This window comes from Pseudomonas sp. SGAir0191, from assembly GCF_002812565.2.
Classification (GTDB): domain Bacteria; phylum Pseudomonadota; class Gammaproteobacteria; order Pseudomonadales; family Pseudomonadaceae; genus Aquipseudomonas; species Aquipseudomonas parafulva_B.
Genome location: NZ_CP025035.2, coordinates 2,530,707 through 2,557,176, shown reverse-complemented (window position 1 = coordinate 2,557,176; position 26,470 = coordinate 2,530,707). Strand labels below are relative to the sequence as shown.

Below are 26,470 nucleotides of genomic sequence, written 5' to 3'. Positions count from 1 at the left end.
GCGGCCCGATGAACCTGTCTGCGCCATTCATCCGCAGGCCCGTGGCAACCATGCTGTTGAGCCTGGCGATCATGCTGCTGGGCGCGGTCAGCTTTGGTCTGCTGCCGGTCTCGCCGCTGCCGCAGATGGATTTCCCGGTGATCGTGGTGTCGGCCAACCTGCCGGGTGCAAGCCCCGAAGTCATGGCCTCGACCGTGGCAACGCCGCTTGAGCGCAAGCTGGGCAGCATTGCCGGGGTTACCACATTGACCAGCAGTTCCAACCAGGGCTCAACGCGGGTCATCATTGGCTTTGAACTTGGCCGCGACATCGACGGCGCTGCGCGCGAGGTGCAGGCTGCAATCAATGCCACCCGCAACCTGCTGCCCAGCGGCATGCGCAGCATGCCGACCTACAAGAAAATCAATCCGTCCCAGGCGCCGGTCATGGTCCTGTCGCTGACCTCCAGTGTGCTGCAGAAAGGGCAGCTGTACGATTTGGCCGATACCATCCTGTCCCAAAGCCTGGCCCAGGTGCCGGGCGTGGGCGAGGTGCAGATCGGTGGCAGTTCGCTGCCGGCCGTGCGCATTTCGGTCGAGCCACAGTTGCTGAACCAGTACGGCCTGGCGCTGGACGAGGTGCGTACCGCGGTGGCCAATGCCAACCAGCGCCGGCCCATGGGTTTTGTCGAGGATGCCGAGCGCAATTGGCAGGTGCGGGCCAACGACCAGTTGGAGAGCGCCAAGGATTACGGGCCGCTCGTGATTCGCCAGGAGAACGGCACGGTTCTTCGGCTATCGGATGTGGCAACCATCACCGATGGGGTCGAAAACCGCTACAACAGTGGCTTTTTCAATGACCAGAGCGCGGTATTGCTGGTCGTGAACCGGCAGGCAGGTGCCAACATCATTGCCACTGTGGAGCAGATCAAGTCGCAGTTGCCTGCCCTGCAATCGCTACTTCCGGCGAGCGTCGAGCTGAACGTGGCCATGGACCGTTCGCCGGTGATCAAGGCCACACTCAAGGAGGCGGAGCATACCTTGCTGATCGCCGTAGTGCTGGTAATCCTGGTGGTCTACCTGTTCCTCGGCAGCCTGCGTGCTTCACTGATTCCCAGCCTGGCGGTGCCGGTGTCGCTGGTTGGCACCTTCGCGGTCATGTACCTGTGCGGCTTCTCGCTCAACAACTTGTCGCTGATGGCGCTGATCCTGGCGACCGGCCTTGTGGTGGACGATGCCATTGTCGTGCTGGAGAACATCTCCCGGCATATCGAGGACGGGCAGCCACCGATGAAGGCGGCCTTCCTGGGCGCCAAGGAGGTCGGCTTCACCCTCCTGTCGATGAACGTGTCACTGGTGGCCGTGTTCGTGTCGATCCTGTTCATGGGCGGCATCGTGCGCAGCTTGTTCCAGGAATTTTCCATCACCCTGGCGGCCGCCATCATGGTGTCGCTGCTGGTGTCGCTAACCCTTACCCCCATGCTGTGTGCACGTTGGCTGACTGCGCACCAGGCCGAGCAGACTCGCCTGCAACGGTGGAGCGATGCCGTGCACCGGCGCATGGTTGCCGGCTATGACCGCAGCCTGGGCTGGGCGCTGCGGCATCGGCGCCTGACCCTGATCAGCCTGCTGGTGACCATTGCGGTCAACGTGGCGCTGTATGTCGTGGTGCCCAAGACACTGATGCCCCAGCAGGATACCGGCCAGCTCATGGGTTTCATCCGCGGTGATGACGGCCTGTCGTTCAGCGTCATGCAGCCCAAGATGGAAACCTACCGGCGCGCCTTGCTGGCAGACCCTGCCGTACAGAGTGTTGCAGGCTTCATCGGCGGCAACAGCGGTACCAACAACGCCATGGTGCTGGTCAGGCTCAAGCCCATCAGCGAACGCAAGCTCGATGCCCAGAAGGTGATCGAACGCCTGCGCAAGGAAATGCCCAAGGTGCCTGGCGGGCGGCTGTTCCTGATGGCCGATCAGGACTTGCAACTGGGCGGGGGCGGGCGCGATCAATCGTCCTCGCAGTACCTGTATACCTTGCAGAGCGGCGACCTGGCAGCCTTGCGCCAGTGGTTCCCCAAGGTCGTCGCGGCCATGCGCGCCTTGCCCGAGCTGACCGCCATCGACGCACGCGACGGCGCGGGCACCCAGCAGGTGACGCTGGTGGTGGACCGCGACCAGGCCAAGCGCCTGGGCATCGACATGCAGATGGTCACCACCGTGCTGAACAATGCCTACAGCCAGCGGCAGATCTCCACCATCTATGACAGCCTCAACCAATATCAGGTAGTGCTGGAGATCAACCCGAAGTACGCCTGGGATCCCAGTACCCTGGAGCAGGTGCAGGTGATTACCGCCGAGGGCGCACGGGTGCCGCTGTCGACCATCGCGCACTATGAGAACAGCCTGGCCAACGACCGGGTCAGCCACGAAGACCAGTTCGCCTCCGAGGACATCGCCTTCGACGTCGCCGAAGGCTACAGCACCGACCAGGCGTTGGCGGCAGTCGAGCGTGCCGTGGCCAAGCTCGGCCTTCCGGAAGGGGTGATCGCCAAGCTTGGCGGCACCGCCGATGCCTTCACCAAGACCGCACAGGGGCAGCCCTTCATGATTCTGGGCGCACTGGTGCTTGTGTACCTGGTGCTCGGGATTCTGTACGAGAGCTACATCCACCCCCTGACCATCTTGTCCACGCTGCCCTCGGCCGGCGTCGGTGCCTTGTTGGCGCTGTATGTGACCGGTGGCGAATTCAGCCTGATCTCACTGCTGGGGCTGTTCCTGTTGATCGGGGTGGTAAAGAAAAATGCCATCTTGATGATCGACCTGGCCCTGCAACTTGAACGTGACCAGGGGCTGTCACCTGAGGAATCCATTCGCCGCGCATGCCTGCTGCGCCTGCGCCCAATCCTGATGACGACGCTGGCGGCCATTCTCGGCGCCTTGCCTCTGCTGCTGAGCCAGGCAGAAGGGGCGGAGATGCGTCAGCCGCTGGGGCTGACCATCATCGGCGGCCTGGTCTTCAGCCAGGTTCTGACCCTCTACACGACGCCTGTGGTCTATCTGTATCTGGACCGCTTGCGTCACCGCTACAACCGTTGGCGCGGTGTGCGCACCGACGCGGCCTTGGAAAACCCGCTATGACTTTTGCCCAGACTCCGCTTCATCGTGCCCTGCAAGTGCTCAGCCGTGTTCGCGGCTCGCGTTTGCTGGGGGCAGCCTTGGGGGCCGCCTTGCTCAGCGCCTGTACATTGGCCCCGGACTACCACCGCCCGGAGATGACCGGCACGGCGCAATTCAAGCATGCCGAAGGCTGGACGCAGGCAACGCCTTCTGACGCCATCGCCCGTGGTGCCTGGTGGGAGATCTATGACGACGCGCAACTCAACGCACTGGTCGATGACCTCAATCGCAACAACCAGAGTGTGGCGCAAGCCGAGGCGCAGTATCGCCAGGCCCAGGCGCTGGTGCGCAGCAGCCGCGCCGGACTGTTTCCAAGCCTTGACCTGAGCGTGGCCAAGAACAGATCGGCCCAGGGCACTGGCAGTTCCAGCTCAAGCCTGTCGAATAACAGCAGCGGCATTCGGGACACTTACAACGCCCAGTTGGGGGTGAGCTGGGAAATCGACTTGTGGGGTAAGTTGCGCGAGACGCTCAATGCCAACCAAGCCAGTGCCCAGGCCAGCCTGGCCGACCTTGCCGCCATGCGCTTGAGCCAGCAGTCGGAGCTGGTGCAGAACTACCTGCAACTGCGCGTCATCGATGAGCAGAAGCGCCTGCTGCAAGCCACGGTGGCCGCATACGAGCGCTCGCTGCGGATGAATCAGAACCAATACCGCGCAGGCATCGCCGGCCCCGACGCGGTGGCCCAGGCGCGCACCCAGCTCAAGAGCACCGAGGCTGACCTGATCGACCTGATCTGGCAGCGCGCCCAGTTCGAGAACGCCATTGCCGTGCTGTTGGGCAAGACGCCTGCGCAATTTGCCCTGGCCGACAGCCAGGCGATTCCTGCATTGCCGCAAATTCCGGTGGCGCTGCCATCGCAACTGCTCGAGCGGCGACCCGACATCGCCGCTGCCGAGCGCAATGTGATGGCTGCCAACGCCAATATCGGCGTATCGCGCGCGGCCTATTTTCCGGATTTCAGCCTGAGCCTGAACGGCGGTTACTCAAGCAGCAGCTTCAACAACTGGATCGAGTTGCCCAACCGTTACTGGTCGGTCGGACCACAGCTTGCGCTCACCCTGTTCGATGCAGGCAGGCGCAGCGCTGAGGTAGATCGTACCGTAGCCGTATACGATCAGACGGTCGCCCAGTACCGCCAGACCGTGCTGGATGGTTTCAAGGAGGTGGAGAACCTGCTGGTGCAACTGAAGGTGTACGGGGACGAAGCCGTGGTGCGGCAGGAGGCCCTGGAGGCCGCCCGCGAGTCGCTGCGGCTTACGGAAAATCAATACAAGGCCGGCTTGATCGGCTATCTGGATGTGGTCAATGTTCAGGCCACCGCGCTGAGCAACGAGCGCAGTGTGCTCAACCTGTTGCAGGGACGCTTGGTCGCCAGTGTCCAATTGGTAGCAGCGCTGGGCGGTGGCTGGGATGCACGAGGGGCATTCGCCGATCAGGATTGATGCGTAACCTTGGCCCATGTCGACGCACAAACCTGCTGTCGACATGGCCATTTGATATGCCGAAACACCGTGCGTTTTACCCAAGCTTGAGTACAATGGTCGGCCTTTCGTGCCTACCTCTGCCGGCTCCTGGTACTCCGCAAAATGCTGACCGCTAGCTACTCCTCTTCGCTGGTGTTGATTTCCCTGTGCGTGGCCATCCTGGCGTCCTACACGGCCCTGGACCTTGCCGGACGCATTGCCACCGCCAGGGGGTATGCCGCCTCGCTGTGGATGATCGGCGGGGCGCTGGCCATGGGAACCGGCATCTGGTCGATGCATTTTGTCGGCATGCTCGCCTTGCAGCTGCCAATCGAGCTGGGCTATGACCTGACGTTGACCGCATGCTCGCTGCTGATTGCGGTGCTGTCCTCGGGCTTCGCCCTCTGGCTGGTCAGCCAGCCCAGCTTGCCCGCCCTGCAGCTTGCCCTCGGCGCGCTCATCATGGGAGCCGGTATCGCCAGCATGCATTACACCGGCATGGCAGCGCTGCGCATGACACCCGGCATCGACTACGACCCGAGCCTGTTTCTGGCTTCGCTGCTGATCGCGGTGGGCGCTTCGGCGGCGGCGTTGTGGATCGCGTTCCGGCTGCGCAGACAGACCCCCTACGTGCGTCAAATCCGTGGGCTGGCAGCGGTGCTCATGGGGATCGCCATCGTCGGCATGCACTACACCGGTATGGCGGCCGCTGGGTTTCCCAAGGGCAGTTTCTGCGGTGCGCTGCCCGATGGCCTTGAGGGGGATGGCCTGGTATCGCTTGTCCTGATCACGACCTTTGCGGTGCTGCTGGTGGCTTTGCTGACCTCCGTGCTGGACGCGCGCCTCGAGGCCCGCACGGCGGCGCTGGCCAGGTCGCTGACCCTGGCCAACCAGGAGCTGACTCAGCTGGCATTGCACGACACGCTTACAGGCCTGCCCAATCGCAGCCTGCTGGCTGACCGCATCGAACTGGCCATCGCCAAGGTAGCAGAGCAGGGCGGTTGCTTTGCGCTGATGTTCATTGATCTGGACGGGTTCAAGCCGGTCAACGATGCCTTTGGCCATCATGCCGGAGACCTGCTGCTCAAAGCTGTGGCGACGCGATTGCGCGGGCACCTGCACAGCCAGGACACACTGGCGCGCATCGGCGGGGATGAGTTTGTGCTGCTGGTCGAGTTGCAGGACCCGAGCGATGCCATGAACGTTGCCATCAAGCAGGTGAACCTGGTCTCACGGCCTTTCAAGGTGGCTGAGCATGACCTGCAGCTTTCGGCCAGCCTGGGTATCGTCCTGTACCCCGGCAACGGTCAGGATCAGCACGAGCTGCTGCGCAACGCCGACGCCGCCATGTATCACGCCAAGCGAATAGGCAAGAATGGCTACAGCTTTTTCGACGCCTCGATGAACAGCAATGCCCGGCAGCAACTGCAGTTGGTGCAGGACTTGCGCCTGGCAGTAGCGGCGGGTCAATTTCGTCTGCATTACCAACCCAAGTTCGACGCCAAACAGGGTCAACCGATCGGCGCCGAGGCGCTGCTGCGTTGGGAGCATCCGCAGCACGGGCTCTTGGCCCCTGACCGTTTCATCAGCCTTGCGGAAAAGACCGGCCTGATCATTTCCATCGGTGACTGGGTACTGGACGAGGCATGTCGCCAGATGCGCCTGTGGCTGGATGAAGGTATCGAGGGTTGGCGGATCGCGGTCAACCTGTCGGCCATCCAGTTTTGCCACGCGGGGTTGCTTGATAGCGTGGCGCGCGCTCTGGAACGCCATGCACTGCCCGCCAACTGCCTGACATTGGAGATCACCGAAACCACGGCGATGTCGGACGTGGAGGTGAGCCTGACCGTACTCCAGCAGCTCTCGGACATGGGCGTGGATCTGTCGATTGACGACTTTGGTACAGGCTATTCCAGCCTGATGTACCTCAAGCGCTTGCCGGCCAACGAGCTGAAAATCGATCGAGGCTTTGTACGCGAGCTGGAGGATGAGGGCGAGGATGCGGCCATCGTGTCGGCCATCGTAGCGTTGGGCCGCGCACTGGGATTGCGAATCGTTGCAGAAGGGGTCGAGACTTCAAGTCAGCAAGCCTTCCTGACGCGGCTGGGCTGCGATGCGCTTCAGGGCTACCTGCTCGGCCGACCCGTGCCGGCCGAGCAGTTGCTGGGGTCGAGCCCTGGCCCGGCCATGGGTTAACTGGCGTTGCGCAGCAGGGGCGGGGGCTGGAAGGCTTCGAGTTCGGCTTCGACCGCTTCGATGATGCGCTCGACATCGCTGGCAGCCATGATGGCCGTGCAGGGGATGCCTGCTATGGCCAGCAAGGTTTCGCCCGTGCTTCTGTCGAACAGCCGCGCCACCATGCTGCGCGGCGCATCCATGTTGGCTTCGAAGCCCAGCGGATGGAAGTGCCAGCGCATGACCTGGCAGGCGTTGGGGAAGGTCATCTTGTTCATCCGAGCCTCCTTGTACGTGACTGAAAGCTGGTGAAAGGCGGCCGCGTACTGTGGCTGCCGGGAAAGTAACCATAGCACCTGGTTGACGTTACTCTCTCTCGCAAATGTGACAAATGTTGCAGGGCATGATCTGCATCACAGCGCAGAGGATTTTCAGAAGCAGGTCAAGGCGCATCTTCTCATTTTTGCCCCTCTGGCGAGCGCACCGAGCGCCCTGATCCAGGCCCGGCGTGGGTGCGCGCGACGGGCTCTTGGAACCTCTAGGTCCGAGTACGGCTTGAATTCGTGAAATCCGACCGGCGGATGGTCACCCAAGCAATCCAGCCGCGATATTGATGGTGAAACCGAGGATGGCGGTGTTGAACACGAACCCCACGAGCGAGTGGGCCAGTACCACCCGCCGCATCGCTCTACCGGCTACGCCTACGTCGGATGTCTGGACGGCCACGCTGATGGTGAACGACACGTAGTGAAAGTCCCAGTAGTCCGGCTGGGTTTCTCCATCGGCGAAGCGTAAAGGCGGCGCCGTGGCGGTCTCTGCATAGAACAGCCGCGCATAGTGCAGGCTGAAGATGCAGCCGATCAGCAGCCAGGAACCTGCGACGGTGAACCCGGTGTACAAGTAGTGAGCCGTCAATGCGCTGCCATGCAGCCCGCGGCTGGATACCAGTTGCAGCGTCACGGCGACCAGGCTGGCGATTGCCGCGATGCAGACGGTAAGCAGCACCAGGCCTGCGTTTTCGTCTTCGCTGTGGGCCACCCTGCGAACCTTTGCAGGGCTTGCGGTGCAGCTGAGGCAGAGTACCAGCATCAGGTACAGCCAAACGCCAATGTTCCAACCCGCCAACAGGCGTTGCACAGGGTCAGTGACAGGGACCAGCCAGGCGCCCAGCAACCCTACGCCTGTGGCCAAGCTCAATCTAGGATGGGTGCGCGTTAGACGATAGAAAGCCATGGTGCCTCACAGCAGGGGGTGTGCTCGACAAGGTTTCTGACCGCTTGGCGTGTGCCAAGATCCGCATGGACAGGGCCTCGATACGCTCCCTGGGCAGCGCTGGCGGTAGGCGTCGAATTGCCCTTGAGCGATACCCACGGTTTCTTTCGTGCACTGCATCGCGCGCACTTGCAACTCTCAGTACACTGCACGCTCTAACCCCCACATTTCGCTGAACTCGAGGTTAATGCATGACGCTCAGTCCTTTGGCAGGCAAGCCGGCTCCAGCCAGCGTGCTGGTCGATATTCCCCGCCTGCTCACGGCCTACTACACCGGCCGGCCGGATGCTGGCGTGGCGAGCCAGCGTGTCGCTTTCGGCACATCGGGGCACCGGGGTACTTCGCTTGAGTTGAGCTTCAACGAACACCATGTACTGGCCATCACCCAGGCCATCTGCCTGTACCGCCAGGAAAAGGGCATCGATGGCCCGCTGTTCGTCGGTGCTGATACCCATGCGCTGTCGGCGCCTGCCGCGGCGAGTGCATTGGAAGTGCTGGCTGCCAACGGTGTACAGGTGATGTTGTCCAAGGACGACGAATACACCCCGACACCGGCGGTGTCCCACGCCATCCTTTGCTACAACCGTGGGCGCCAGGACGGCCTGGCCGACGGCGTGGTGATCACACCCTCGCACAACCCGCCGCAAAGTGGTGGCTTCAAGTACAACCCGCCCAACGGCGGCCCGGCCGACAGCGACGTCACCAAGTGGATCGAAGCCAAGGCCAACGAATTGCTGGCAGCCGGGCTGGCGGGGGTCAAGCGCATCGACCACGTCCAGGCCCTGCAGGCTCCTACCACCCATCGTCACGATTACATCAGCCACTATGTGGCAGACCTGGAAAACGTCATCGACTTCGAGGTCATCCGTGCAGCCAAGCTGCGCTTGGGCGTGGACCCGCTGGGTGGGGCAGGGGTGCGCTACTGGTCGGCCATTGCCCAGCACTATCAACTGGACCTGGAAGTGGTGAACACCGAGGTCGACCCGACGTTCCGTTTCATGAGCGTCGACTGGGATGGCCAGATTCGCATGGACCCTTCGTCACCCTACGCCATGCAGGGCTTGATCGGCCTGCGCGAGCGCTTCGACGTGGCCTTTGCCTGCGACCCGGACCACGATCGCCATGGCATCGTCACGCCCGACGGCTTGCTGCAACCTAACAACTACTTGGCCGTGGCCATCGACTACCTGTACCGCAACCGTCCACAGTGGCGCACCGACGCGGCCGTCGGCAAAACGGTCGTGTCCAGCGGCCTGATCGATCGCGTGACCGAGCGGTTGGGCCGCGAGCTGTACGAAGTACCCGTGGGCTTCAAGTTCTTCGCCCAGGGTCTATTCGAGGGCTCGCTGGGCTTTGGTGGCGAAGAAAGTGCGGGTGCCTCGTTCCTGCGCCGCGACGGCTCGGTATGGGCAACCGACAAGGATGGCCTCATCCCGGCCTTGCTGGCTGCGGAGATGACCGCCCGGACGGGACGTAACCCGAGCCAGGCGTACGCCGAGCTGACCCAGGCGCTGGGCAAGCCGTTCGCCACCCGTGTCGAGGCCAAGGCCGATGCCCGCCAGAAAGGGTTGTTGAGCAAGCTTGCGCCTGAGCAGGTGACCTCTACCGAGCTTGCTGGAGAGCCGATCCTGCAGATCCTGAGCCACGCGCCGGGTAATGGGCAGGCGATCGGTGGTCTTAAGGTCATCACCGCCAATGGCTGGTTCGCGGCCCGCCCGTCTGGCACCGAGGACATCTACAAGATCTACGCGGAAAGTTTTGTCGACGAAGCCCACTTACAACGATTGGTTCAGGAAGCCCAGGTGCTGGTGGATGCGGCCATTGCGTAAGCCGTGATAAAGGGCTTGGCCCTGCGATGGGATGTAAATTAGAATTAATCCTATTTACATCATCGCAGGGACTTGTCCATGTTCGAAGCCGCGCCGCCGCCCACGCAAAGCTTCCCTGACCTTTATCGGGAGCACCGTGGCTGGCTCGAAGGCTGGCTACGACGGCGCATGGGCAATGCCTGGGATGCGGCCGACCTGAGTCAGGATACCTTCCTTCGCGTGATGGCCAGCGCCCAGCCGTTGACCGACATCCGCGAGCCACGCGCCTACCTGCTGACGGTCGGCAAGCGACTTCTAAGCAACCTTCACCAACGCCGCAGCCTCGAGAAAGCCTACCTTGAGGCCCTGGTGCACCTGCCCGAACAGCACGCGCCTTCGCCCGAACAGCGCTGGTTGTTGCTCGAAACGCTGCAAGCGCTCGATCAATTGCTGGACGGTTTGAAGCCGGTCGTGCGCAAGGCTTTTCTGCTAAGCCAGCTCGAAGGGCTGAGCTACGCCGAAATCGCCAGCCGGCTTGGTGTTTGTGAGCGTTCGGTCAAGCGCTACATGGCGCAGGCCTACGAGCACTGCCTGTTGGCCGAACTTCAGTGAGCCCACCTGTGCACCAACGGGAGGCGTTGCGCGAGGCCGCCCAGTGGCTGGCGCTCATCGATTCAGGCGATACCCGCGAGGCGGACCTGACCGGGCTTGAGCAGTGGCGGGGGCAAAGCGCTGTGCATGAGGCTGCCTGGCAGCAGGCGCTGCGCTTGCGTGAGCGCTTTACCGGGTTGCCTGCCAGTTTGGCCATGGCCACGCTTGACCGTCCCGATCACGGCCGACGTGCCGCGCTTGTTCAAATGCTCGGTTTGGCAGCGCTGGTGCCTACGGCTTGGTGGTTGAGCCGCGAATTGCCCCTTGAGGCCTGGGCTGCTGATCTGCGTACGGGTGTGGGTGAACGGCGGCTCATGACGCTGGGGGATGGCACTAAGGTGCAGTTGAACACCGACAGCGCTGTCGACATGGACGCCGCCAATCACAGGCTGTGGTTGCGACGCGGCGAAGTTTCAGTCGACACGCCTGGCCTTCAACCCCTGACCATCCAGGTGCCTTCAGGTCAGGTGACAGTGGGTGGTGCAACCCTTGGCCCGGGGCAGGTGTGCATCCGCCTGGTCGAACCAGGGTGTCAGGTTGCAGTTGTCCAGGGCCGGGCAGACGTTCAGCCGCTCAAGGGAGATCGCCTGCGCCTCAACGCCGGCCAGCAAGCTGCCGTTCTGGCGTCAGGTCCGCGAAATGTCGGTCCTCTTCAAGCTTGGCGACTGGGGTGGCGAGAGGGCGTGTTGCGCCTGGACGATCAACGTCTAGGCGACCTGCTGGTGGAGTTGAGCCGCTATCGCCCAGGCGTGCTGCAATGGGATCCGGTGCTGGACAGGCTCAGGGTGACCGGCACCTTCCGCCTGGATGACACCGACCGGGTATTGGCGCTGCTCGCCGCGAGCCTGCCGGTGCAGGTGGTGGCCCGTACCCGCTATTGGATCACGCTGGTGCCGCGGGCAATGACTGCCTGAGGCTCGAACCCGAGCGCTGCGTTGCGACGCATTGCACGTGGTATCAACGCGATGCTGTCCCCTTTTTCGTGCTCGCCTGTCATTACCCATAGAACACCATAAAGGGGAGCCTCATCGATGCCTGCAGCAAAGTCCATTCACCTGCGCCCATGGGTGCGCGCAGCTCGCCCATTGTTCGCCATGAGCCTGCTACTGGGCATTCCCGCCTGGGCCGACGAGCCAGTCCGGCGCACGTACCAAGTGCCAGCGGCGAGCCTGGGGGCGGCCTTGACCCGATTCGCCGATCAAGCAGGGGTCAGCTTGTCGCTGGACCCGGCGCTGGTCAAGGGCCTGCGTAGTGAAGGGCTGGCCGGCCAGTACAGCGTCGATGAAGGCTTCAGGCAATTACTACGCGGCAGCGGCCTGCAATGGGTACCTGTGGGCCACGATGCCTTCACGCTCGTGCCGTCGCCGCAGCAAGGCGGCGCGCTGGAAATAGCCCCTACCAGCATCGTCGGCGGCCCACCGACCACCGACGAGGCGCTCCCTTATGCAGGCGGGCAGGTCGCTCGCCAGGGCGCACAAGGCTTGCTGGGTGCGCGCGATTTCATGGAAACGCCGTTCAGCATCACCAGCTACACCAGCGATCTGGTGAAGAACCAACAGGCGCGCACCCTGAGCGAACTGGTCGCCAGTGACCCTTCGGTTCGTGCCACCAACCCGGCCGGTGGGCGTTTCGAGCAGTTCACCATTCGCGGTTTCAGCTTGTATAACAGTGATGTGTCCTACAACGGCCTCTACGGCTTGCTGCCTACCTACTCGATCGATATGGAGATGGCCGAACGGGTCGACATCATCAAGGGCCCTAGCCAACTGATCAACGGCATCGCACCACGGGGCAGCGTCGGCGGCGGCATCAACATCCAACCCAAACGCGCCGGTGACACGCCGATCACCGAGTTCACCGGCAGCTACGCCTCGGCGGGCCAGGTAGGCGGGGCCGTTGACGTAGGGCGAAGGTTCGGCGACCAGCAGCAGTTCGGCATGCGTCTGAATGCGGTGAAACAGTCCGGCGATACCGAGTGGGACCACCAGCAAGTGGACCGCGAAATGGCCGTGCTGGGGCTGGATTTTCGCGGCGAACGCCTGCGGCTTTCGGCCGACCTCGGGCATACCGAGCGTGATACAGATGCCCCCCAGGAACGTGTGCTGGTTGGGCCTCGCGCCCAGGTACCGCGTGCTGGCGGTGTGCACCGCAACTACGCCCAGGCGTGGAGCAAGGCGCGCACCAACGATACCTTCGGGGCAGTGCACGCCGAATATGATCTCAGCGATTCTGTGCTGGCCTATGGCGCAGTGGGTGCCAGGGAGAGCCGGCACGATTTCCTGCGCCATAACGTTTCTGTGATCAACAATGCTGGCGACTTCACCATCCAGCCCCGCGATTTCAGCAGGGATGAATCGGTGCGCACCGCCTTGGCGGGCTTGAGAACCTGGTTACACACTGGGCCGGTCAGCCACGAGGTCAACCTGGCTGCAACGTATTACTACATGGACTTCACCAATGGGGGGGCTCGTTACGCTTCCTCACCCGGCAACCTCTACCATCCTACGGCTACGCCGACGCCAGGTACCCCAACGCGGCTCGATTCGAAGGATTACACCGAGAACCGGTTCTCCGGGTTGGCGTTGTCCGACACCCTCGGCTTTTTCGATGACCGATTGCTGTTGACCCTAGGGCTGCGCTGGCAGCGGGTGCAGGTGGACGATTGGAGTGATGGGGTCAAAGGCGATACGGCGTATGACGAGAAGAAGGTCTCGCCCTCCGGTGGCGTGCTGTACAAGGTCACGGACGAGCTGTCGGTGTATGCCAACTACATGGAGGGCTTGAGCCAAGGCAAGATCGCACCGTCCACGTCGATCAACGAGGACCAGATATTCCCACCTTTCACCAGCCGCCAGGTGGAAGTGGGTGCCAAGTATGACCTGGGCAAAGTGGCGTTTACGGCCAGCGCCTTCAGAATCCGTCAGCCTGCCTATGAAACCAACCCCGGCTCCCGGGTCTTCGGCCCCAATGGCAAGCGCAACAACCGCGGTGTGGAGCTGAACGTGTTCGGTGAACCCGCCACAGGGGTGCGTGTGCTGGGCGGGGTGATGTATATCGACAGCGAGCTGACCGATACCGTGGGAGGTGCTTACGATGGCAACCGTGCGCCTGCAACGCCCGCGTATAACGTCAACCTGGGTGCCGAATGGGATGTGCCGGGGGTGCAGGGGCTGACCCTGACGGCACGTGGCACGCACTCGAGCTCCCAGTACCTGGACCAGAACAACAGCAAGAAAATCGACGGCTGGGAGCGCTATGACGTGGGGGCACGGTATGCGTTCAAGCTGGACGACACGCAGGTGACCCTGCGCGCCAGCGTCGAAAACGTACTCGATGATCGTTACTGGAGCTCAGCAGGCGCGCCGGATGACGCCGAGCCGGGGCTGACCTTGTCGACGCCACGCACCTACCTGCTGTCCGCCACGCTGGGTTTCTGATCCGGCCTGCAAGAAGCCCGGGGCCAACACTGCGGGTGTTGGCTGTTGCTGGTGAAAGCTGGCGCTACTGCGGCGAGCCGAACAGGGCCGTCCAGTAGATGCCGGCATCGCTCTTCGGGTCTACGGCATAGGCTGCGCCGAGCTCCCGGAAGTCGGCGCTCATCAGGATTGCGCAGTGGCCTGGGCTGTCCAGCCAGCCTTGAACCACCTTGTGCGGCGTGTCGCGCCCGGCGGCGATGTTCTCGCCAATCTGCTGGTACAGATAACCGGCAAGCTCGGCTCGGTCGCCTGGGGTGCGGCCCTCTTTGTCGATGTGATCGAAGAAATTCTGGTTGGCCATGGCCCGTGTGTGGCTGGCCGCCACTCCGGCCAGCACCGTGTTCCAGCCAAGCGCAGGGGCGGCGGCGTAGGGCTGGCCGCCGCACTGGCGGGGCTGCTGACGCGCGGCGTTGATTTCCTGGAGCATCTTTTGCCCTTCCGCTTGCCAGTCGCCCAAGCGGCCAGAGAGCAGGGGGCGAGCCAGCACAATGCGCCAGTCCCGCCCTTCCTGGCTGACGCCGATGTCGACGAACTGAGGGTCGAGCACCACTTGGCAGAAGCTTTCTTCGATGGCGTGCATGGCTGCGCGTGCATCACGGGGACCAGAGAGGCTGATCGCCTGCACGTTGACCATCGGGTAACCGGCGCGGGTCATGGCCTGCTGAAGGTCACGGGTGCCTTCGGGAGACAGCGCCAGGCGAGTGTCGCTGTTAAGCGGCGGTAGTTCCAGCGAAGCTTGCTCGCCACAAGGCTGCGCCTGGCTGCGGTATGCGTTGATCGACGCGATCAGCTGTGCTTCTTCGCCCGTGACAGCCAGCGCCTGGGACGAAACGATCAGCCCAAGCGTGAAGGCAGCGACAGATGACAGGACGCGCATATGGTTCTCCCTGAGGCTGGCAGCGGCGAGTAGGCGCTGCCTATCCTACACAAGCCCGATGGTTTTGACCCGAGCTGTGCAACGCATTGAAAACGCCTGCAATCATTGTCGGTCGTAAGGGAGAGTAGACCGCAGCCCGGGCAAAAAGTGCGGTAATGTCCAGGCCAAACGTTGGTCGTAAGCGCGTGGTGGGCCTGGGCCCGACTTGCACCCAGCATGACGTGGGCCATGCTGGGGTTGCGCGGGGGTTAGCCCAGTAACAATGAAAGGACCAAAGGAAGCGTGGCCGCCGCCACCACCGTCTGTACCGCGATGATGGTTGCCATGAGGGGCGCGTTGCCGCCCATTTGCCTGGCCATGACGTAGGAAGACGATGCCGTTGGCAGCGCCTGGAAAATCACCGCCACTGCAGCGGCCTGGCCATTGAGACCGAGCAGGCGGCACAAGCCCCATGTCGTCGCTGGCATTACCAGAAACTTGAACACAGAAGCCGCTATCAATGGCTGGGCCTGATCACCGATACGTGCACCACCCAGTGCCGCACCAACGCACAGCAACCCCAGCGGCAACGCGGCATGGCCCAGCGCGCCGAGGGTAGGTTCGATACCAGCTGGCAACCCAAGCCCCGTCACCCGCAACAGCATGCCCCCCGCACACCCTAGAATCAGCGGGTTGGCCAGGATTGCCCGCAGTACCGTCAGCGGCGAGCTGTGCCGGGCGCTGAAGCGCGCGAAGACCAGCACGCAGAGCAGATTGACCAGTGGCACGATGGCTGCGTTGGCCACTGCTGCCAAGGCGATACCCGCACTGCCATAGATGCCCGCGGCCAGGGTCGCGCCGATGTAGTTGTTGAACCGGATGCCACCCTGAAACAGCGAGGTGAAGTCGGCGCCGTCGTGCTGGCGAACGCCTTGATACAGCACCAGCAGCAATGCCCCGGACAGGGTCGAGAGCATCAGCACCGCGACCATGCCCAGCACCGGCACCCCGTCCAGGTTGGCAGTGGCCAGGCCGTGGAGGAACAACGAGGGCAGCAGCACGTAGTAGCTCAGGCGCTCGGCACCTGGCCAGAAGCTCTGCGCCACGAAGCCACGCACCCGCAGCAGCGTGCCCAGGGCGATCAACAGGATGATCGGAAGCAGGGTGGTCAACAGCACATGCAGCATGGAGGCAGATCCGTGGCCGGGTACGTTGCACAGACTACCGGCCGGACACTCGCTTTGCCACGCCCGTCCCACCGCCTTGGCTAAGGCCTCTCACGCCGTCCACGCCCATATGCCTGGCTGATCCGGTCGATGACCATGGCCAGTGCCACGATGGCCAGCCCTGCCTCGACGCCCTGGCCGACGTTCAGCGTCTGGATGCCTGCCAGTACATCTTCACCCAGCCCTCGCGCCCCAATCATCGACGCGACCACGACCATCGACAGGGCCATCATCACCGACTGGTTGAGCCCGGCCATGATACTGGGCAGCGCCAGGGGCAGAGCGATGCGCCTGAGTCGCTGAGCCCGGGTCGCGCCAAGGCCTTGGGCTGCCTTGAGCAACGATGGGTCTATCTGGCTTAACCCAAGCTCAGTGAGCCGCACCAAAGGTGGCAGGGCATAGATCAAGGTGGCGAAAACCGCAGGCACCTTGCCCAGGCCAAAGAGCATCAACACGGGGATCAGGTAGACGAAGGCGGGTAGGGTCTGCATCACGTCGAGCACCGGCATTATCAGGTGTCTTGCCAACGGGCGAGCTGCCAGCACGACGCCCAACGGTATGCCCACCAGCACGCACAGCCCGGTACTGACCAGCACCAGCGCCAGGGTTTGCAGCAGTTTGTCCCACAACCCCAGCATGCCGATGAGTGCCAGCAGCCCTACCAGAACACAACTTCGCAGCAGGCTTCGGCAAGCATGCCAGGCCAGCGCACCGACCACCGCCAGCAGTAGCCACCAGGGCATAAGCCTCAATAGGTTTTCCAGGCCAACGAGCACGTGCAGCAACTGGTCGGAGACGCTGCGCAAGTGATCCCCGTAGTGGAGTACCAACCAGTCGACCATGCGGTTGACCTGGTCGGCGAAGGAAAACTGCAAAGCCTGGGGAAAACCATTGCTCACAGACCGCCCTCGACCTTGGTGGCCACGTGCTCGGGAAGCCAAGCCTTCCACACTTGCGGGTGCTGGCGCATGAACGCCAAGGCGGCGTCACGGGGAGGGGTCCGTTTTTCGCTCATTTGCGCCAGTGCCTGGTTGAGCGGGTCGATAGGCAGGTCCACCCGCTCGAACACCTGGACCAAGTCCGGGTATTGCTCACGAAAGGCTTTGGACACGCCAACCGAAAGTTTGGCTGGCAGCGAACTGCTGCCTGTTGGAGCTGGGTTGGAGGGTCGGTCAACGTCGCCCAGGCCTGGGCATCGAATGCAGGTTCCTGTAGCCGCACGAGCTTGTAGCGGCCCATGAGCGGCGTAGGGTTCCAGTAGTAGAAAAGCACGGGTTGGCCCCGGCGAATGGACGACCCGATCTCGGCATCCATCGCGGCCCCCGACCCTGTGCGGAAGTTCGTGTACAGTTCGTCGAGGCCATAGGCCCTGAGCTTCTGGCTGTTCACTGTTTCGGACGTCCAGCCACTGGGGCTGTTCAGGAAACGGCCTTTGTCGGGTGATTCGGGGTCGCGGAACACCGGGGCGTAGCGCTTTAGGTCCTCGACGCTGCGCAACTCAGGTGCCAAGGGCTTGAGGTTACGCGACGCGTCGCCTTCGATGACATACGCCGGTACCCACCAGCCTTCTTCGGCATGCTTGACCGTGTCGCCCAGTGCAAACACCTGGCCTGCCTGCTCGGCCTTGACCCAGGCAGGGCTGCGGCCCGCCCACTCTTCGGCGATTACCTGCAGGTCGTTACGGGCCAGGGCGACTTCCAGGCTGACCGTGCTCCCAGGCAATGTTTCGGTGGCGTAGCCGTAGCCACGCTCGACGATCACGCGCAGGAGTTCGGTGGTGAAGGCACCGCTTTCCCAGGTAAGGGCGCCAAAGCGAATGGGCGATTTCTGATCGGCAGCGCCAGCGCTGTCGGCAGTGGCCATACCCAGGGCGAACAGCACCCCGAACAGCAGCGATGAACCTCGTTTCATGTCTAACCTCGTCGTCTACAGCCCTTCGGGGATGGGGCAAGTGTAGACGACGCGGCGCAGGCGGCAGACTCAGACGCGGAACTGGTCCATCAATGCCTGCTGCTGGTTGGCCAAGGCATTGAGCGACTGACTGACCCTCGCCGATTCGTTGGCCTGGCCGGACAGCGACTCGGTGACATCGCGAATGGTCGCCACGTTGCTGTTGATTTCCTCGGCCACCGCGCTTTGTTCCTCGGCTGCCGAGGCGATCTGCAGGTTCATGTCGGTGATGACCGTCACCGCCTGGCCAATGCGCTGCAAGGCGGTCACGGCCTGGCCCACCTGCTGCACGCCGCTTTGGGCCTGACGATGGCTGTTGTCCATTGCGCCCACCACTTCGCGGGTACCGTCCTGCAAGGCTTCGATGACCTGGCGGGTTTCTTCGACCGACTCCTGGGTGCGCTGGGCCAGGTTGCGGACTTCGTCGGCAACCACCGCAAAGCCGCGCCCGGCCTCACCGGCTCGGGCTGCTTCGATGGCGGCGTTGAGCGCCAGCAAGTTGGTCTGCTCGGCAATCGAGCGGATGACTTCCAGTACGGAGCCAATTTTCTCGCTGTTCTGCGAGAGGCCCTGGACCTCGGCCATGGCCGTGCTCATGTCAGCGGCCAGTGAGTCGATGCTGTGGGTGGTGCGATCGATCACCGCCAACCCTTCGCGGGTGGCCTGGTCGGCGTCGCGGGCCGCCTGCGCGGCTTGCGCAGCGCTTCGGGCGACGTCCTGGGCGGTCGCGCTCATCTCATGGGAGGCGGTGGCTACCTGGTCCACCTGGCGGTATTGCTGTTCCATGCCGGCGCTGGTCTGGGTAGCGATGGCCGATGACTGATCGGCCGTTGAGCGGGCGGCCTGTACCGACTGTTTTACCTCGGCGATGGTGGGCTGCAGTTTGTCCAGGAAACGGTTGAACCAGCCCGCCAGTTCGCCCAGTTCATCCTGCTTGTCGTAGGTCAAACGGCGGGTCAGGTCACCTTCGCCACTGGCGATGTCCTTGAGCATGGCCGCCACGCCCAGGATCGGGCGGGTAACGCCACGGGCCATCAGCCACACCATCAGCAGGCCGAAGATGGCTGCTGCCAGGCCAAGGCCCAGTTCGAGGAGGGTACCGCTGGTGTTGAGGGCGTCCAGTTCCTGCTTCAGTGCCTCGGCAGGCCCGGTCAGGGCGTTTTCAGGGACGTCCAGCAACACGCCCCATGGCTTGGCGTCCGGAATCGGACGGAAGGCCGCGAGCACTTTCAGGCGCTGGCGATCATTGATGATGGTCATTTTGCCGTCGGCCATCTTGGCCACCAGCTCTGCGCCCTTGGTCGTGTCGATCTGGTCGAAGCGCTGGGAGAGCTTGCTGGCATCGGCACTGTAACCTGCCAGCAAGCCCACTGGGCTCAGAATGCCCACGGTGGTGCGGCCTTCATAGAGGCTGCGGCTGGCCTGTTCGCTCAGTGCCTGCAAGCTGTTGAGGTTGATGTCCACCGACAGCGTGGCGATCGCCTTGCCGTCCACCACCAGCGGGAAGACGATGCTGGTCATCAGCACCTGCTGGCCATCAATGGCATAGAAGTAGGGTTCGACCACGCAGACCTTGCCCGACGTGCGCGGGCATACCCACCAGGTATTGGCAGGTTGGCCGCTAGGCCCGATGGAAGTGTCGGCCATGTCGCGCTCGGGCAGAGCCATCGAGGTCAGCTGGCCCACGTGCGGTTGCGACCAGTACAGGGCGAAGCGGCCGGTTTCGTTGCTGCCAAGCTGTGCCTGGCCGGCGAACAGGCTGTCCTTGCTGTCCAGCGCATTGGGCTCGAACACCAGGGACAGGCCCAGCAGATCGGGGTTGGCCTGAAGCGCGGCACGCACCTGCCGGGTCATGTCCTCGCGCAGGTCGAACGCATCGAGAAAGCGCTTTTCGGCCTGTTCGCGCAGGAACAGTACCTGCCTGGCAAAGCCCGCGCCGTACTGGTAGGCATCCATGAACTGGCGGCGGATGTTCAGGGCCTGCACCTCGCCCTGGGATTCGATGCGCGACTGGGCCGATTCGGTCAGCATCTGCATGCTGCTGGCCTTGACCAGGTCCGAGCTGTGGTCCATCCGGTACAGGGACAACCCGATGAGCAGGGTGACGATGCCGGCCAGGCACAGGCCGGCCAGCAATGTGATTTTCCATTGGATGGAAAGTTGTCGCAGAGGCATGGGGCAGATCCCTTTTTTTGACAAGTAAGGGTTAGGGCACAGGCGAGGCGATTTCCAGCCCCAGGTGGGTATCGGCGCCTACAGACTTTTCTTTATTCAAACATTCAATTTAATCCGCCCGGTTGCGGGCAAACCGCCGCTGCGTGGCAGTTTTGACATCTGCCGTGCACTGCGTCAGAGTGCGCGCTTTTTTGTTCCCAGTGAGGTAAGCCCCCCATGAATGCAGTGATTGCCGCGGTTGGCATCATGCTGATACTGAGCCTGTCCCGCGTACATGTGGTCATCGCCCTGATCGTCGGTGCCCTGGCAGGTGGGCTGGTAGGTGGTCTGGGCGTGCAAGGCACGCTTGAGGCCTTCAATGGCGGGCTCGGCGGGGGGGCTACCGTGGCGCTGTCCTACGCGCTGCTAGGTGCCTTTGCCGTGGCCATCGCCAAATCCGGCCTGGCGCATGCCTTGGCGGACCGGGCTTTGGCCATGATCGACCGGCAAGGCCACGACCAAGGTGGCAGGGTGAAATGGTTGATGATCGGCTTGATGCTGGTGGTGGCCGTCTCGTCTCAGAATATTCTGCCCATTCACATCGCCTTCATTCCATTGTTGGTGCCGCCGCTGCTCTATGTGCTGACCCGCCTGCGCATCGACCGGCGCCTGATCGCTTGCGTCATTACATTCGGCTTGATCACGCCCTACATTTTCCTACCAGTGGGTTTCGGCAATATCTTCCTCAATCAGATTCTGCTGGCCAACGTAGCGCGTGCAGGGGTCGATATCACTGGGGTCAACGTCACCCACGCCATGGCCATTCCCGCCGCTGGCATGTTGGTAGGCCTGCTGTTGGCCGTGTTTGTCAGCTACCGGAAAAAACGCGACTACGATCTAGCGCGCATCGAGCAGGTCGAACAGGTGAGCGTGCGCTACAACCCGATGACACTGTTGGTGGCCGGCATTGCGATCGTTGCCGCGTTCGTCGTCCAGCTGCTGGTGGACTCGATGATCATCGGCGCAATGGTCGGCTTTCTGATCTTCTCGCTGTCGGGCATCGTTAAGTGGCGCGACACCGATGATCTGTTCACCGAAGGCATGAAGATGATGGCCATGATTGGTTTCATCATGATCACCGCCTCTGGCTTTGCAGACGTCATGAAAGCCACTGGTGATGTGCAAAGCCTGGTCGAAACGTCGGCGCATTGGATCAACCACAGCAAAGGGGTAGGGGCTTTGCTGATGCTGTTGGTGGGCCTGCTGGTCACCATGGGTATCGGCTCGTCGTTTTCCACCGTACCGATTCTGGCTGCGATTTTCGTACCGCTGTGCGTCCAGCTCGGCTTCGACCCTTTGGCGACCGTGTGTATCGTGGGTACGGCAGGCGCGTTGGGTGACGCAGGCTCGCCAGCCTCGGATTCCACCCTGGGCCCAACTTCCGGGCTCAATGTGGACGGGCAGCACCATCACATTTGGGACACGGTGGTGCCGACATTCATTCACTACAACCTGCCGCTGCTGGCCTTCGGGTGGCTGGCCGCGATGACGCTCTAGCAGCAGGCGCTCAGCGCTTGGCGGGCGGCGGCGAGATACGGTTGAGCACCGTGCTGCCGTCGTTGCTGCGGGTCAGGTAGATCGGCAGCACCTTGGGCAGGTTGTTGACCAGCTGGCCTACCTCCCGGGTGTTGTAGATGCCGCTGATACGAATCTGACCGGTACCAGAATCGGCAAGCCTGAGCGGCTTGTCGAGGTAGCGGTTGATGGCCGGCAGTGCTTGTTCAAGGGTCAAGTTGTCGAGCACCAGTTTGCCGCTGCGCCAGGCCAGCGCGTCGGCAAAGTTGCTGTTTTCCAGCAGTTGAGGCTCGAAATCGCCCTTGCGGTAGATGGCCTGCATGCCAGGGCCAAGCCGATAGCCCGTCTTGCCCTCGCTGGAGACCAGCACCGATCCCTCGACCAGGGTCACTTTAACCGTGTCCTGGTATTTCCAGACATTGAAGCGGGTACCTGTCACGCGGGTCTGGCCATTGCCGGCACGGACCACGAAGGGGTGGGTGCTGTCGTGGTGCACCGTGAAGAATGCCTCGCCATGCTTTAGCGTGACACGGCGCTGGTGTTTGAAGTTGAGGTAGGTCAGGTCGGTGTTCAGGTTGAGCTGCACCGTGCTGCCGTCGCTCAACTGCACGGTCTGCATGTGGTCCGTGGTCTCGAAGTGCTGGTAGCGGTTGGGAACCCAGCCTTGCTCCCAGCCAATCCACCCCACCAACGGCAGTGCCGCCAATGCGATGACGGCAGCGAAAGCCTGGGCGCGCCATCTGCGACCGCTGCGCCTGACCGGGCCAGCGTGCCCGATCGCTTGAGCGGGCCGCGGCAGCAGGTCAGCCGTGTGCCAGATAGCCAGCATGGCCTGGTATTCCTCGGCATGACGCGGATCGGCTGCCAGCCACCGGCCAAACGCCTCACGCTCTGCAGTCGTGCAATCGCCTTCATGCAGGCGCATGCACCAGTGCGCAGCGGCATCGGCCATGCTGTCATCGATGTGGGTAGTAGGGCGGTCTTGATTCATCGCGGCTCCGGGTTTTGCGCATTCTAACGTTCCACCGATGCGTCGAGGAACACGCCAAGCCGCTAATCCCTTTCATTTCCCGGTCTTTTCCAGCGAAAACCTTCAGATTTTTCGCTTTTGAGAACGCTTCGCGCCATGACTAAAGGCCCTCGTGACGCGTACATAGCAAGCTAATTAAGTCTTTGACATTCACTGCCTAGGCAGTAATATTTGCACACACTTGTTCGAGCAATCATTCATGCCCCATTTCTCGCCTGACAATTTCGAGACGTGCGCCATCGGCATGTTGCTGGGCCGTGCGGCGCTTCTGAAGGATCGGATCCTCGACTGGCACCTGGAGTCGGAGGGCGTCACGGCTGCGCAGTTCAAGGTGTTGATCATCGTGACGCAGTACCAGGTCGATACACCTGCTGAGGTCTGCCGCTACCTGGGTCTGGACAGCGGATCTATGACGCGCATGCTCGATCGCCTGGAGCACAAGGATCTACTTGTACGCACCCGATGCCCCACGGACCGCCGTGTGGTGCGCCTGGCGTTGACCGCCGATGGCCAGCGGCTGGCCGACCGTTTGCCCGAGATCGGCGCTGCCGCCATGAACGAGCTGTGTGGCGCACTGGCAGCCGATGAGCTCAAAGACCTGGAGCGTCTGCTGGCCAAAGTACTGCTTGGCGCTGGCGATCCGCTGACGATCCGTCGTTTCGGTGATCGTTGAACCCCGTTTCCTTTATTCCAAGGTATTGTCATGGACACTTCCTCAGACACCCCTGCACCTACCGAGGCACCTACCTCCTCGCGCAAGCGCAAGCTCTGGCTGATTGGCCTGCTGGTGCTGCTGATCCTCGGCGGGTTGGGCACCTGGGCCTGGTACAGCCTGGTTGGGCGTTGGTACGAGAGCACCGATGACGCCTACGTCAACGGCAACGTGGTCGAAATCACGCCATTGGTGACCGGGACGGTCACCAGCATTGGCGCCGACGATGGCGACCTGGTACATGCCGGCCAGGTCTTGCTGCAGTTCGACCCAGCCGATAGCCAGGTGGCCCTGCAATCGGCTCAAGCCAACCTTGCGCGTACCGTAAGGCAGGTGCGTGGTCTGTACAGCAACGTCGATTCGCTCAAAGCACAGTTGCAGACGCGCCAGGCCGAACTGCGCAAGGCTCAGCAGGACTTCAACCGGCGCAAGGTGCTGGCCGAAAGCGGCGCCATTGCCGGCGAAGAGCTTTCCCATGCGCGCGATGACCTGAGTGTTGCCCAGGCGGCTGTCAACAGTGCCCGCCAGCAACTGAGTACCAGTGCTGCTTTGGTCGACGATACCGTGGTGGCTTCACACCCGGAAGTCATGGCCGCGGCGGCCGACCTGCGGCAGGCCTACCTGGCCCATGCGCGCACCACGCTGGTCGCGCCGGTGACCGGCTACGTTGCCAAGCGCAGCGTGCAGCTCGGGCAGCGCCTGCAACCCGGTACTGCCACCATGGCAGTGATCCCGCTCGACCAGGTATGGATCGACGCCAACTTCAAGGAAACGCAGTTGCGCCAGATGCGCATCGGCCAACCGGTGGAGATCACTGCCGACCTGTATGGCAGCGACGTCACCTACAGCGGCACGGTGGACAGCCTGGGTGCCGGCACCGGTAGCGCCTTCGCCTTGCTGCCTGCGCAGAACGCGACCGGCAACTGGATCAAGATCGTGCAGCGGGTGCCGGTGCGGATTCACCTGAACCCCGACCAGTTGAAGGACCATCCTTTGCGAATCGGCCTGTCCACGGTTGTGGATGTGGACCTGCACGACCAGAGTGGCCCGGCCCTGGCCCAGCAACCGCCGCAACAGGCGAGCTACACCACCGATGTCTACGATCGCCAGTTGGTCGAGGCGGACAAGCTGATCGAGCAACTGATCCGTGACAACAGCGCGTCTGGCAAGACGGCTCAGCGATGAGCAATAACGCCACTGCCCAGTTCACCCCGCCAAGCCTGCTGCTGACCACCATCGGCTTGTCGCTTGCCACGTTCATGCAGGTGCTGGACACCACCATTGCCAACGTGGCCTTGCCGACCATCTCGGGCAACCTGGGGGTCAGTTACGAGCAAGGGACATGGGTCATCACCTCGTTCGCCGTGAGCAATGCCATCGCCTTGCCGCTGACGGGCTGGTTGAGCCGGCGCTTTGGCGAAGTGAAGTTGTTCCTGTGGGCGACCTTGTTGTTCGTGCTGGCATCGTTCTTGTGTGGGATCGCCCAGTCGATGCCGGAGCTTGTAGGCTTTCGGGTGTTGCAAGGGGTGGTAGCCGGTCCCTTGTATCCCATGACCCAGACCTTGCTGATTGCGGTCTACCCCCCTGCCAAGCGGGGTATGGCGCTCGCGCTACTGGCCATGGTGACGGTTGTGGCGCCTATTGCCGGGCCCATCCTTGGGGGGTGGATCACGGACAGTTACAGCTGGCCATGGATCTTCTTCATCAACGTGCCTATCGGCCTGTTCGCCGCTGCGGTGGTGCGCCAGCAGATGCGCGATCGTCCGGTGGTCACCAGCCGGCAGCCGATGGACTACATAGGGCTGCTGACCTTGATCGTTGGGGTAGGGGCGCTGCAGGTGGTGCTGGACAAAGGCAATGACCTTGACTGGTTCGAGTCCTCGTTCATCATCATCGGCACGCTGATCTCCGTCGTGTTTTTGGCCGTGTTCGTCATCTGGGAACTCACCGACCGGCACCCGGTGGTAAACCTGCGGTTGTTCGCCCACCGCAATTTCCGCGTGGGGACCATCGTCCTGGTGGGTGGCTATGCAGGGTTCTTCGGCATCAACCTGATCCTGCCGCAGTGGCTGCAGACACAGATGGGCTACACCGCCACCTGGGCGGGCCTGGCGGTGGCGCCTATCGGGATATTGCCGGTAATCATGTCGCCATTCGTGGGCAAGTACGCGCATCGCTTCGATTTGCGGATTCTGGCAGGGCTTGCGTTCCTGGCCATCGGCAGCAGCTGCTACATGCGGGCGGGGTTCACCAGCCAGGTGGATTTCCAGCATGTGGCATTGGTGCAGTTGTTCATGGGGATTGGGGTTGCGCTGTTCTTCATGCCCACACTGAGCATCCTGTTGTCGGACCTGCCGCCCCAGCAGATAGCCGACGGATCGGGCTTGGCAACGTTTCTGCGCACATTGGGTGGTAGCTTTGCGGCTTCGCTGACGACGTGGATCTGGATTCGACGGGCTGACCAGCACCATGCCTACTTGAGTGAGCACATCAGTCAGTACGAGCCGGCAACGCGGCATACGCTTGAGCAGATGGGGGGGGCGAACCTGCACAACTATGCGCAGTTGGAGCAGGTGCTCAACGGGCAGGCTTACATGATGTCGACAGTGGACTACTTCATGTTGATGACGTGGGTGTTCGCAGGGTTGATTTTGTTGGTCTGGTTCGCGAAGCCGCCGTTTACGGCCAAGGCGGGGCCAGGGGGCGGGCATTGAGTTTGATTTGGGGTACGCGACCGGTGCCTTTGCTAAGTACTGGGGCTTGTGTAGCGGTCTTGCCGGGGCGCCGGACCGACCGCGCATGCCCTGTCGGGAGACCCGGATCGCGTCAGCAAGCTTGAGCCTGGGTTGCCCATGGGCCGGGGCGGGCGGCCTGAAGAGGTGGCCGAGGCGATCCTCTGGCTGCTGTCTGACAAAGCTTCCTATTCGACAGGTACATTCATCGACCTGAGTGGCGGAAGATGAC

Annotated in this window: 17 protein-coding genes and 4 pseudogenes; 12 read left to right on the top strand and 9 right to left on the bottom strand. The window is 62.6% G+C overall.

What is annotated here, in order from left to right:
• Nucleotides 1-8 precede the first annotated feature (8 nt).
• From CWR53_RS11425 to CWR53_RS11415, 3 genes are all read left to right on the top strand, one after another.
• Nucleotides 9-3,116, top strand: a complete 3,108-nt coding sequence (locus tag CWR53_RS11425) for an efflux RND transporter permease subunit (protein WP_100851560.1) — start codon at nt 9-11, stop codon at nt 3,114-3,116.
• Complete coding sequence (locus CWR53_RS11420) at nt 3,113-4,600, top strand: efflux transporter outer membrane subunit (protein WP_100851559.1); 1,488 nt, start codon at nt 3,113-3,115, stop codon at nt 4,598-4,600. The genes CWR53_RS11425 and CWR53_RS11420 overlap by 4 nt, the downstream gene beginning before the upstream one ends.
• A gap of 144 nt (nt 4,601-4,744) precedes the next feature.
• Nucleotides 4,745-6,817: a bifunctional diguanylate cyclase/phosphodiesterase gene (locus tag CWR53_RS11415; protein WP_100851558.1), complete on the top strand. Its 2,073-nt coding sequence runs from the start codon at nt 4,745-4,747 to the stop codon at nt 6,815-6,817.
• Here CWR53_RS11415 and CWR53_RS11410 read toward each other — a convergent pair.
• Complete coding sequence (locus tag CWR53_RS11410) at nt 6,814-7,074, bottom strand: DUF1652 domain-containing protein (protein WP_058605402.1); 261 nt, start codon at nt 7,072-7,074, stop codon at nt 6,814-6,816. The genes CWR53_RS11415 and CWR53_RS11410 overlap by 4 nt on opposite strands.
• Nucleotides 7,075-7,381: 307 nt before the next feature.
• A complete protein-coding gene (locus CWR53_RS11405; protein ID WP_100851557.1) occupies nt 7,382-8,029 on the bottom strand; it encodes a DUF1345 domain-containing protein in 648 nt (215 codons plus the stop codon).
• Between the two features lie 230 nt (nt 8,030-8,259).
• Here CWR53_RS11405 and pgm point away from each other — a divergent pair, with 230 nt between their 5' ends.
• The 4 genes from pgm (at nt 8,260) to CWR53_RS11385 (ending at nt 13,964) form a co-directional block, all read left to right on the top strand.
• Nucleotides 8,260-9,897 (top strand): phosphoglucomutase (alpha-D-glucose-1,6-bisphosphate-dependent), encoded by a 1,638-nt coding sequence (gene pgm / locus CWR53_RS11400; RefSeq protein ID WP_100851556.1) that lies wholly within the window; start codon nt 8,260-8,262, stop codon nt 9,895-9,897.
• 78 nt (nt 9,898-9,975) lie between these two features.
• Nucleotides 9,976-10,488, top strand: a complete 513-nt coding sequence (locus CWR53_RS11395) for a sigma-70 family RNA polymerase sigma factor (RefSeq protein ID WP_058605405.1) — start codon at nt 9,976-9,978, stop codon at nt 10,486-10,488.
• A complete protein-coding gene (locus tag CWR53_RS11390) occupies nt 10,485-11,441 on the top strand; it encodes a FecR domain-containing protein (RefSeq protein ID WP_100851555.1) in 957 nt (318 codons plus the stop codon). Before CWR53_RS11395 ends, CWR53_RS11390 begins: the two co-directional genes overlap by 4 nt.
• A 117-nt stretch (nt 11,442-11,558) precedes the next feature.
• The gene (locus tag CWR53_RS11385; RefSeq protein WP_100851554.1) at nt 11,559-13,964 is read left to right on the top strand and encodes a TonB-dependent receptor; all 2,406 of its coding nucleotides are present in this window, start codon (nt 11,559-11,561) and stop codon (nt 13,962-13,964) included.
• A gap of 64 nt (nt 13,965-14,028) precedes the next feature.
• On the opposite strand, the gene CWR53_RS11380 is transcribed toward CWR53_RS11385, so the two are convergent.
• From CWR53_RS11380 to CWR53_RS23490, 6 genes and pseudogenes are all read right to left on the bottom strand, one after another.
• On the bottom strand, nt 14,029-14,880 hold the full coding sequence (locus CWR53_RS11380) for a CAP domain-containing protein (RefSeq protein WP_058605408.1): 852 nt from the start codon (nt 14,878-14,880) through the stop codon (nt 14,029-14,031).
• Between the two features lie 248 nt (nt 14,881-15,128).
• Nucleotides 15,129-16,046, bottom strand: coding sequence for an AEC family transporter (locus CWR53_RS11375; RefSeq protein WP_100851553.1), 918 nt, complete (start codon nt 16,044-16,046; stop codon nt 15,129-15,131).
• A gap of 80 nt (nt 16,047-16,126) precedes the next feature.
• Complete coding sequence (locus tag CWR53_RS11370; protein WP_100851552.1) at nt 16,127-16,984, bottom strand: proline/glycine betaine ABC transporter permease; 858 nt, start codon at nt 16,982-16,984, stop codon at nt 16,127-16,129.
• Nucleotides 16,981-17,996, bottom strand: a pseudogene (locus CWR53_RS11365) (ABC transporter substrate-binding protein). Before CWR53_RS11365 ends, CWR53_RS11370 begins: the two are co-directional and overlap by 4 nt.
• A 69-nt stretch (nt 17,997-18,065) precedes the next feature.
• Nucleotides 18,066-18,578, bottom strand: a pseudogene (locus tag CWR53_RS23495) (methyl-accepting chemotaxis protein); the annotation flags it as partial.
• 393 nt (nt 18,579-18,971) lie between these two features.
• Nucleotides 18,972-19,889: pseudogene (locus CWR53_RS23490) on the bottom strand (chemotaxis protein); the annotation flags it as partial.
• A 537-nt stretch (nt 19,890-20,426) separates the two neighbouring features.
• On the opposite strand from CWR53_RS23490, the gene CWR53_RS11355 reads away from it, so the two are divergent.
• Complete coding sequence (locus tag CWR53_RS11355) at nt 20,427-21,746, top strand: Na+/H+ antiporter family protein (protein ID WP_100851551.1); 1,320 nt, start codon at nt 20,427-20,429, stop codon at nt 21,744-21,746.
• Nucleotides 21,747-21,756: 10 nt separating this feature from the next.
• Here the strand turns inward: CWR53_RS11355 and CWR53_RS11350 are convergent, their stop codons facing one another.
• The gene (locus tag CWR53_RS11350) at nt 21,757-22,755 is read right to left on the bottom strand and encodes a FecR family protein (protein WP_100851550.1); all 999 of its coding nucleotides are present in this window, start codon (nt 22,753-22,755) and stop codon (nt 21,757-21,759) included.
• Nucleotides 22,756-22,993: 238 nt separating this feature from the next.
• Between CWR53_RS11350 and CWR53_RS11345 the strand changes: the two genes are divergently transcribed.
• From CWR53_RS11345 to CWR53_RS11330, 4 genes and pseudogenes are all read left to right on the top strand, one after another.
• Entirely contained in the window at nt 22,994-23,467 is a 474-nt protein-coding gene (locus CWR53_RS11345; protein WP_058605415.1) for a MarR family winged helix-turn-helix transcriptional regulator, read from the top strand.
• A gap of 30 nt (nt 23,468-23,497) precedes the next feature.
• Nucleotides 23,498-24,691, top strand: a complete 1,194-nt coding sequence (locus tag CWR53_RS11340) for an efflux RND transporter periplasmic adaptor subunit (protein WP_078478546.1) — start codon at nt 23,498-23,500, stop codon at nt 24,689-24,691.
• Entirely contained in the window at nt 24,688-26,220 is a 1,533-nt protein-coding gene (locus tag CWR53_RS11335; RefSeq protein ID WP_058638313.1) for a DHA2 family efflux MFS transporter permease subunit, read from the top strand. The genes CWR53_RS11340 and CWR53_RS11335 overlap by 4 nt, the downstream gene beginning before the upstream one ends.
• A gap of 84 nt (nt 26,221-26,304) precedes the next feature.
• Nucleotides 26,305-26,469, top strand: a pseudogene (locus CWR53_RS11330) (SDR family oxidoreductase); the annotation flags it as partial.
• Nucleotide 26,470: the final 1 nt, after the last annotated feature.

Coding starts and splice junctions, on each gene's coding strand:
- CWR53_RS11345 (WP_058605415.1), top strand. CDS start 22,994: ATGCCCCATTTCTCGCCTGACAATTTCGAGACGTGCGCCATCGGCATG.
- CWR53_RS11355 (WP_100851551.1), top strand. CDS start 20,427: ATGAATGCAGTGATTGCCGCGGTTGGCATCATGCTGATACTGAGCCTG.
- CWR53_RS11410 (WP_058605402.1), bottom strand. CDS start 7,074: ATGAACAAGATGACCTTCCCCAACGCCTGCCAGGTCATGCGCTGGCAC.
- pgm (WP_100851556.1), top strand. CDS start 8,260: ATGACGCTCAGTCCTTTGGCAGGCAAGCCGGCTCCAGCCAGCGTGCTG.
- CWR53_RS11375 (WP_100851553.1), bottom strand. CDS start 16,046: ATGCTGCATGTGCTGTTGACCACCCTGCTTCCGATCATCCTGTTGATC.
- CWR53_RS11380 (WP_058605408.1), bottom strand. CDS start 14,880: ATGCGCGTCCTGTCATCTGTCGCTGCCTTCACGCTTGGGCTGATCGTT.
- CWR53_RS11425 (WP_100851560.1), top strand. CDS start 9: ATGAACCTGTCTGCGCCATTCATCCGCAGGCCCGTGGCAACCATGCTG.
- CWR53_RS11335 (WP_058638313.1), top strand. CDS start 24,688: ATGAGCAATAACGCCACTGCCCAGTTCACCCCGCCAAGCCTGCTGCTG.
- CWR53_RS11415 (WP_100851558.1), top strand. CDS start 4,745: ATGCTGACCGCTAGCTACTCCTCTTCGCTGGTGTTGATTTCCCTGTGC.
- CWR53_RS11340 (WP_078478546.1), top strand. CDS start 23,498: ATGGACACTTCCTCAGACACCCCTGCACCTACCGAGGCACCTACCTCC.
- CWR53_RS11350 (WP_100851550.1), bottom strand. CDS start 22,755: ATGAATCAAGACCGCCCTACTACCCACATCGATGACAGCATGGCCGAT.
- CWR53_RS11405 (WP_100851557.1), bottom strand. CDS start 8,029: ATGGCTTTCTATCGTCTAACGCGCACCCATCCTAGATTGAGCTTGGCC.
- CWR53_RS11420 (WP_100851559.1), top strand. CDS start 3,113: ATGACTTTTGCCCAGACTCCGCTTCATCGTGCCCTGCAAGTGCTCAGC.
- CWR53_RS11395 (WP_058605405.1), top strand. CDS start 9,976: ATGTTCGAAGCCGCGCCGCCGCCCACGCAAAGCTTCCCTGACCTTTAT.
- CWR53_RS11385 (WP_100851554.1), top strand. CDS start 11,559: ATGCCTGCAGCAAAGTCCATTCACCTGCGCCCATGGGTGCGCGCAGCT.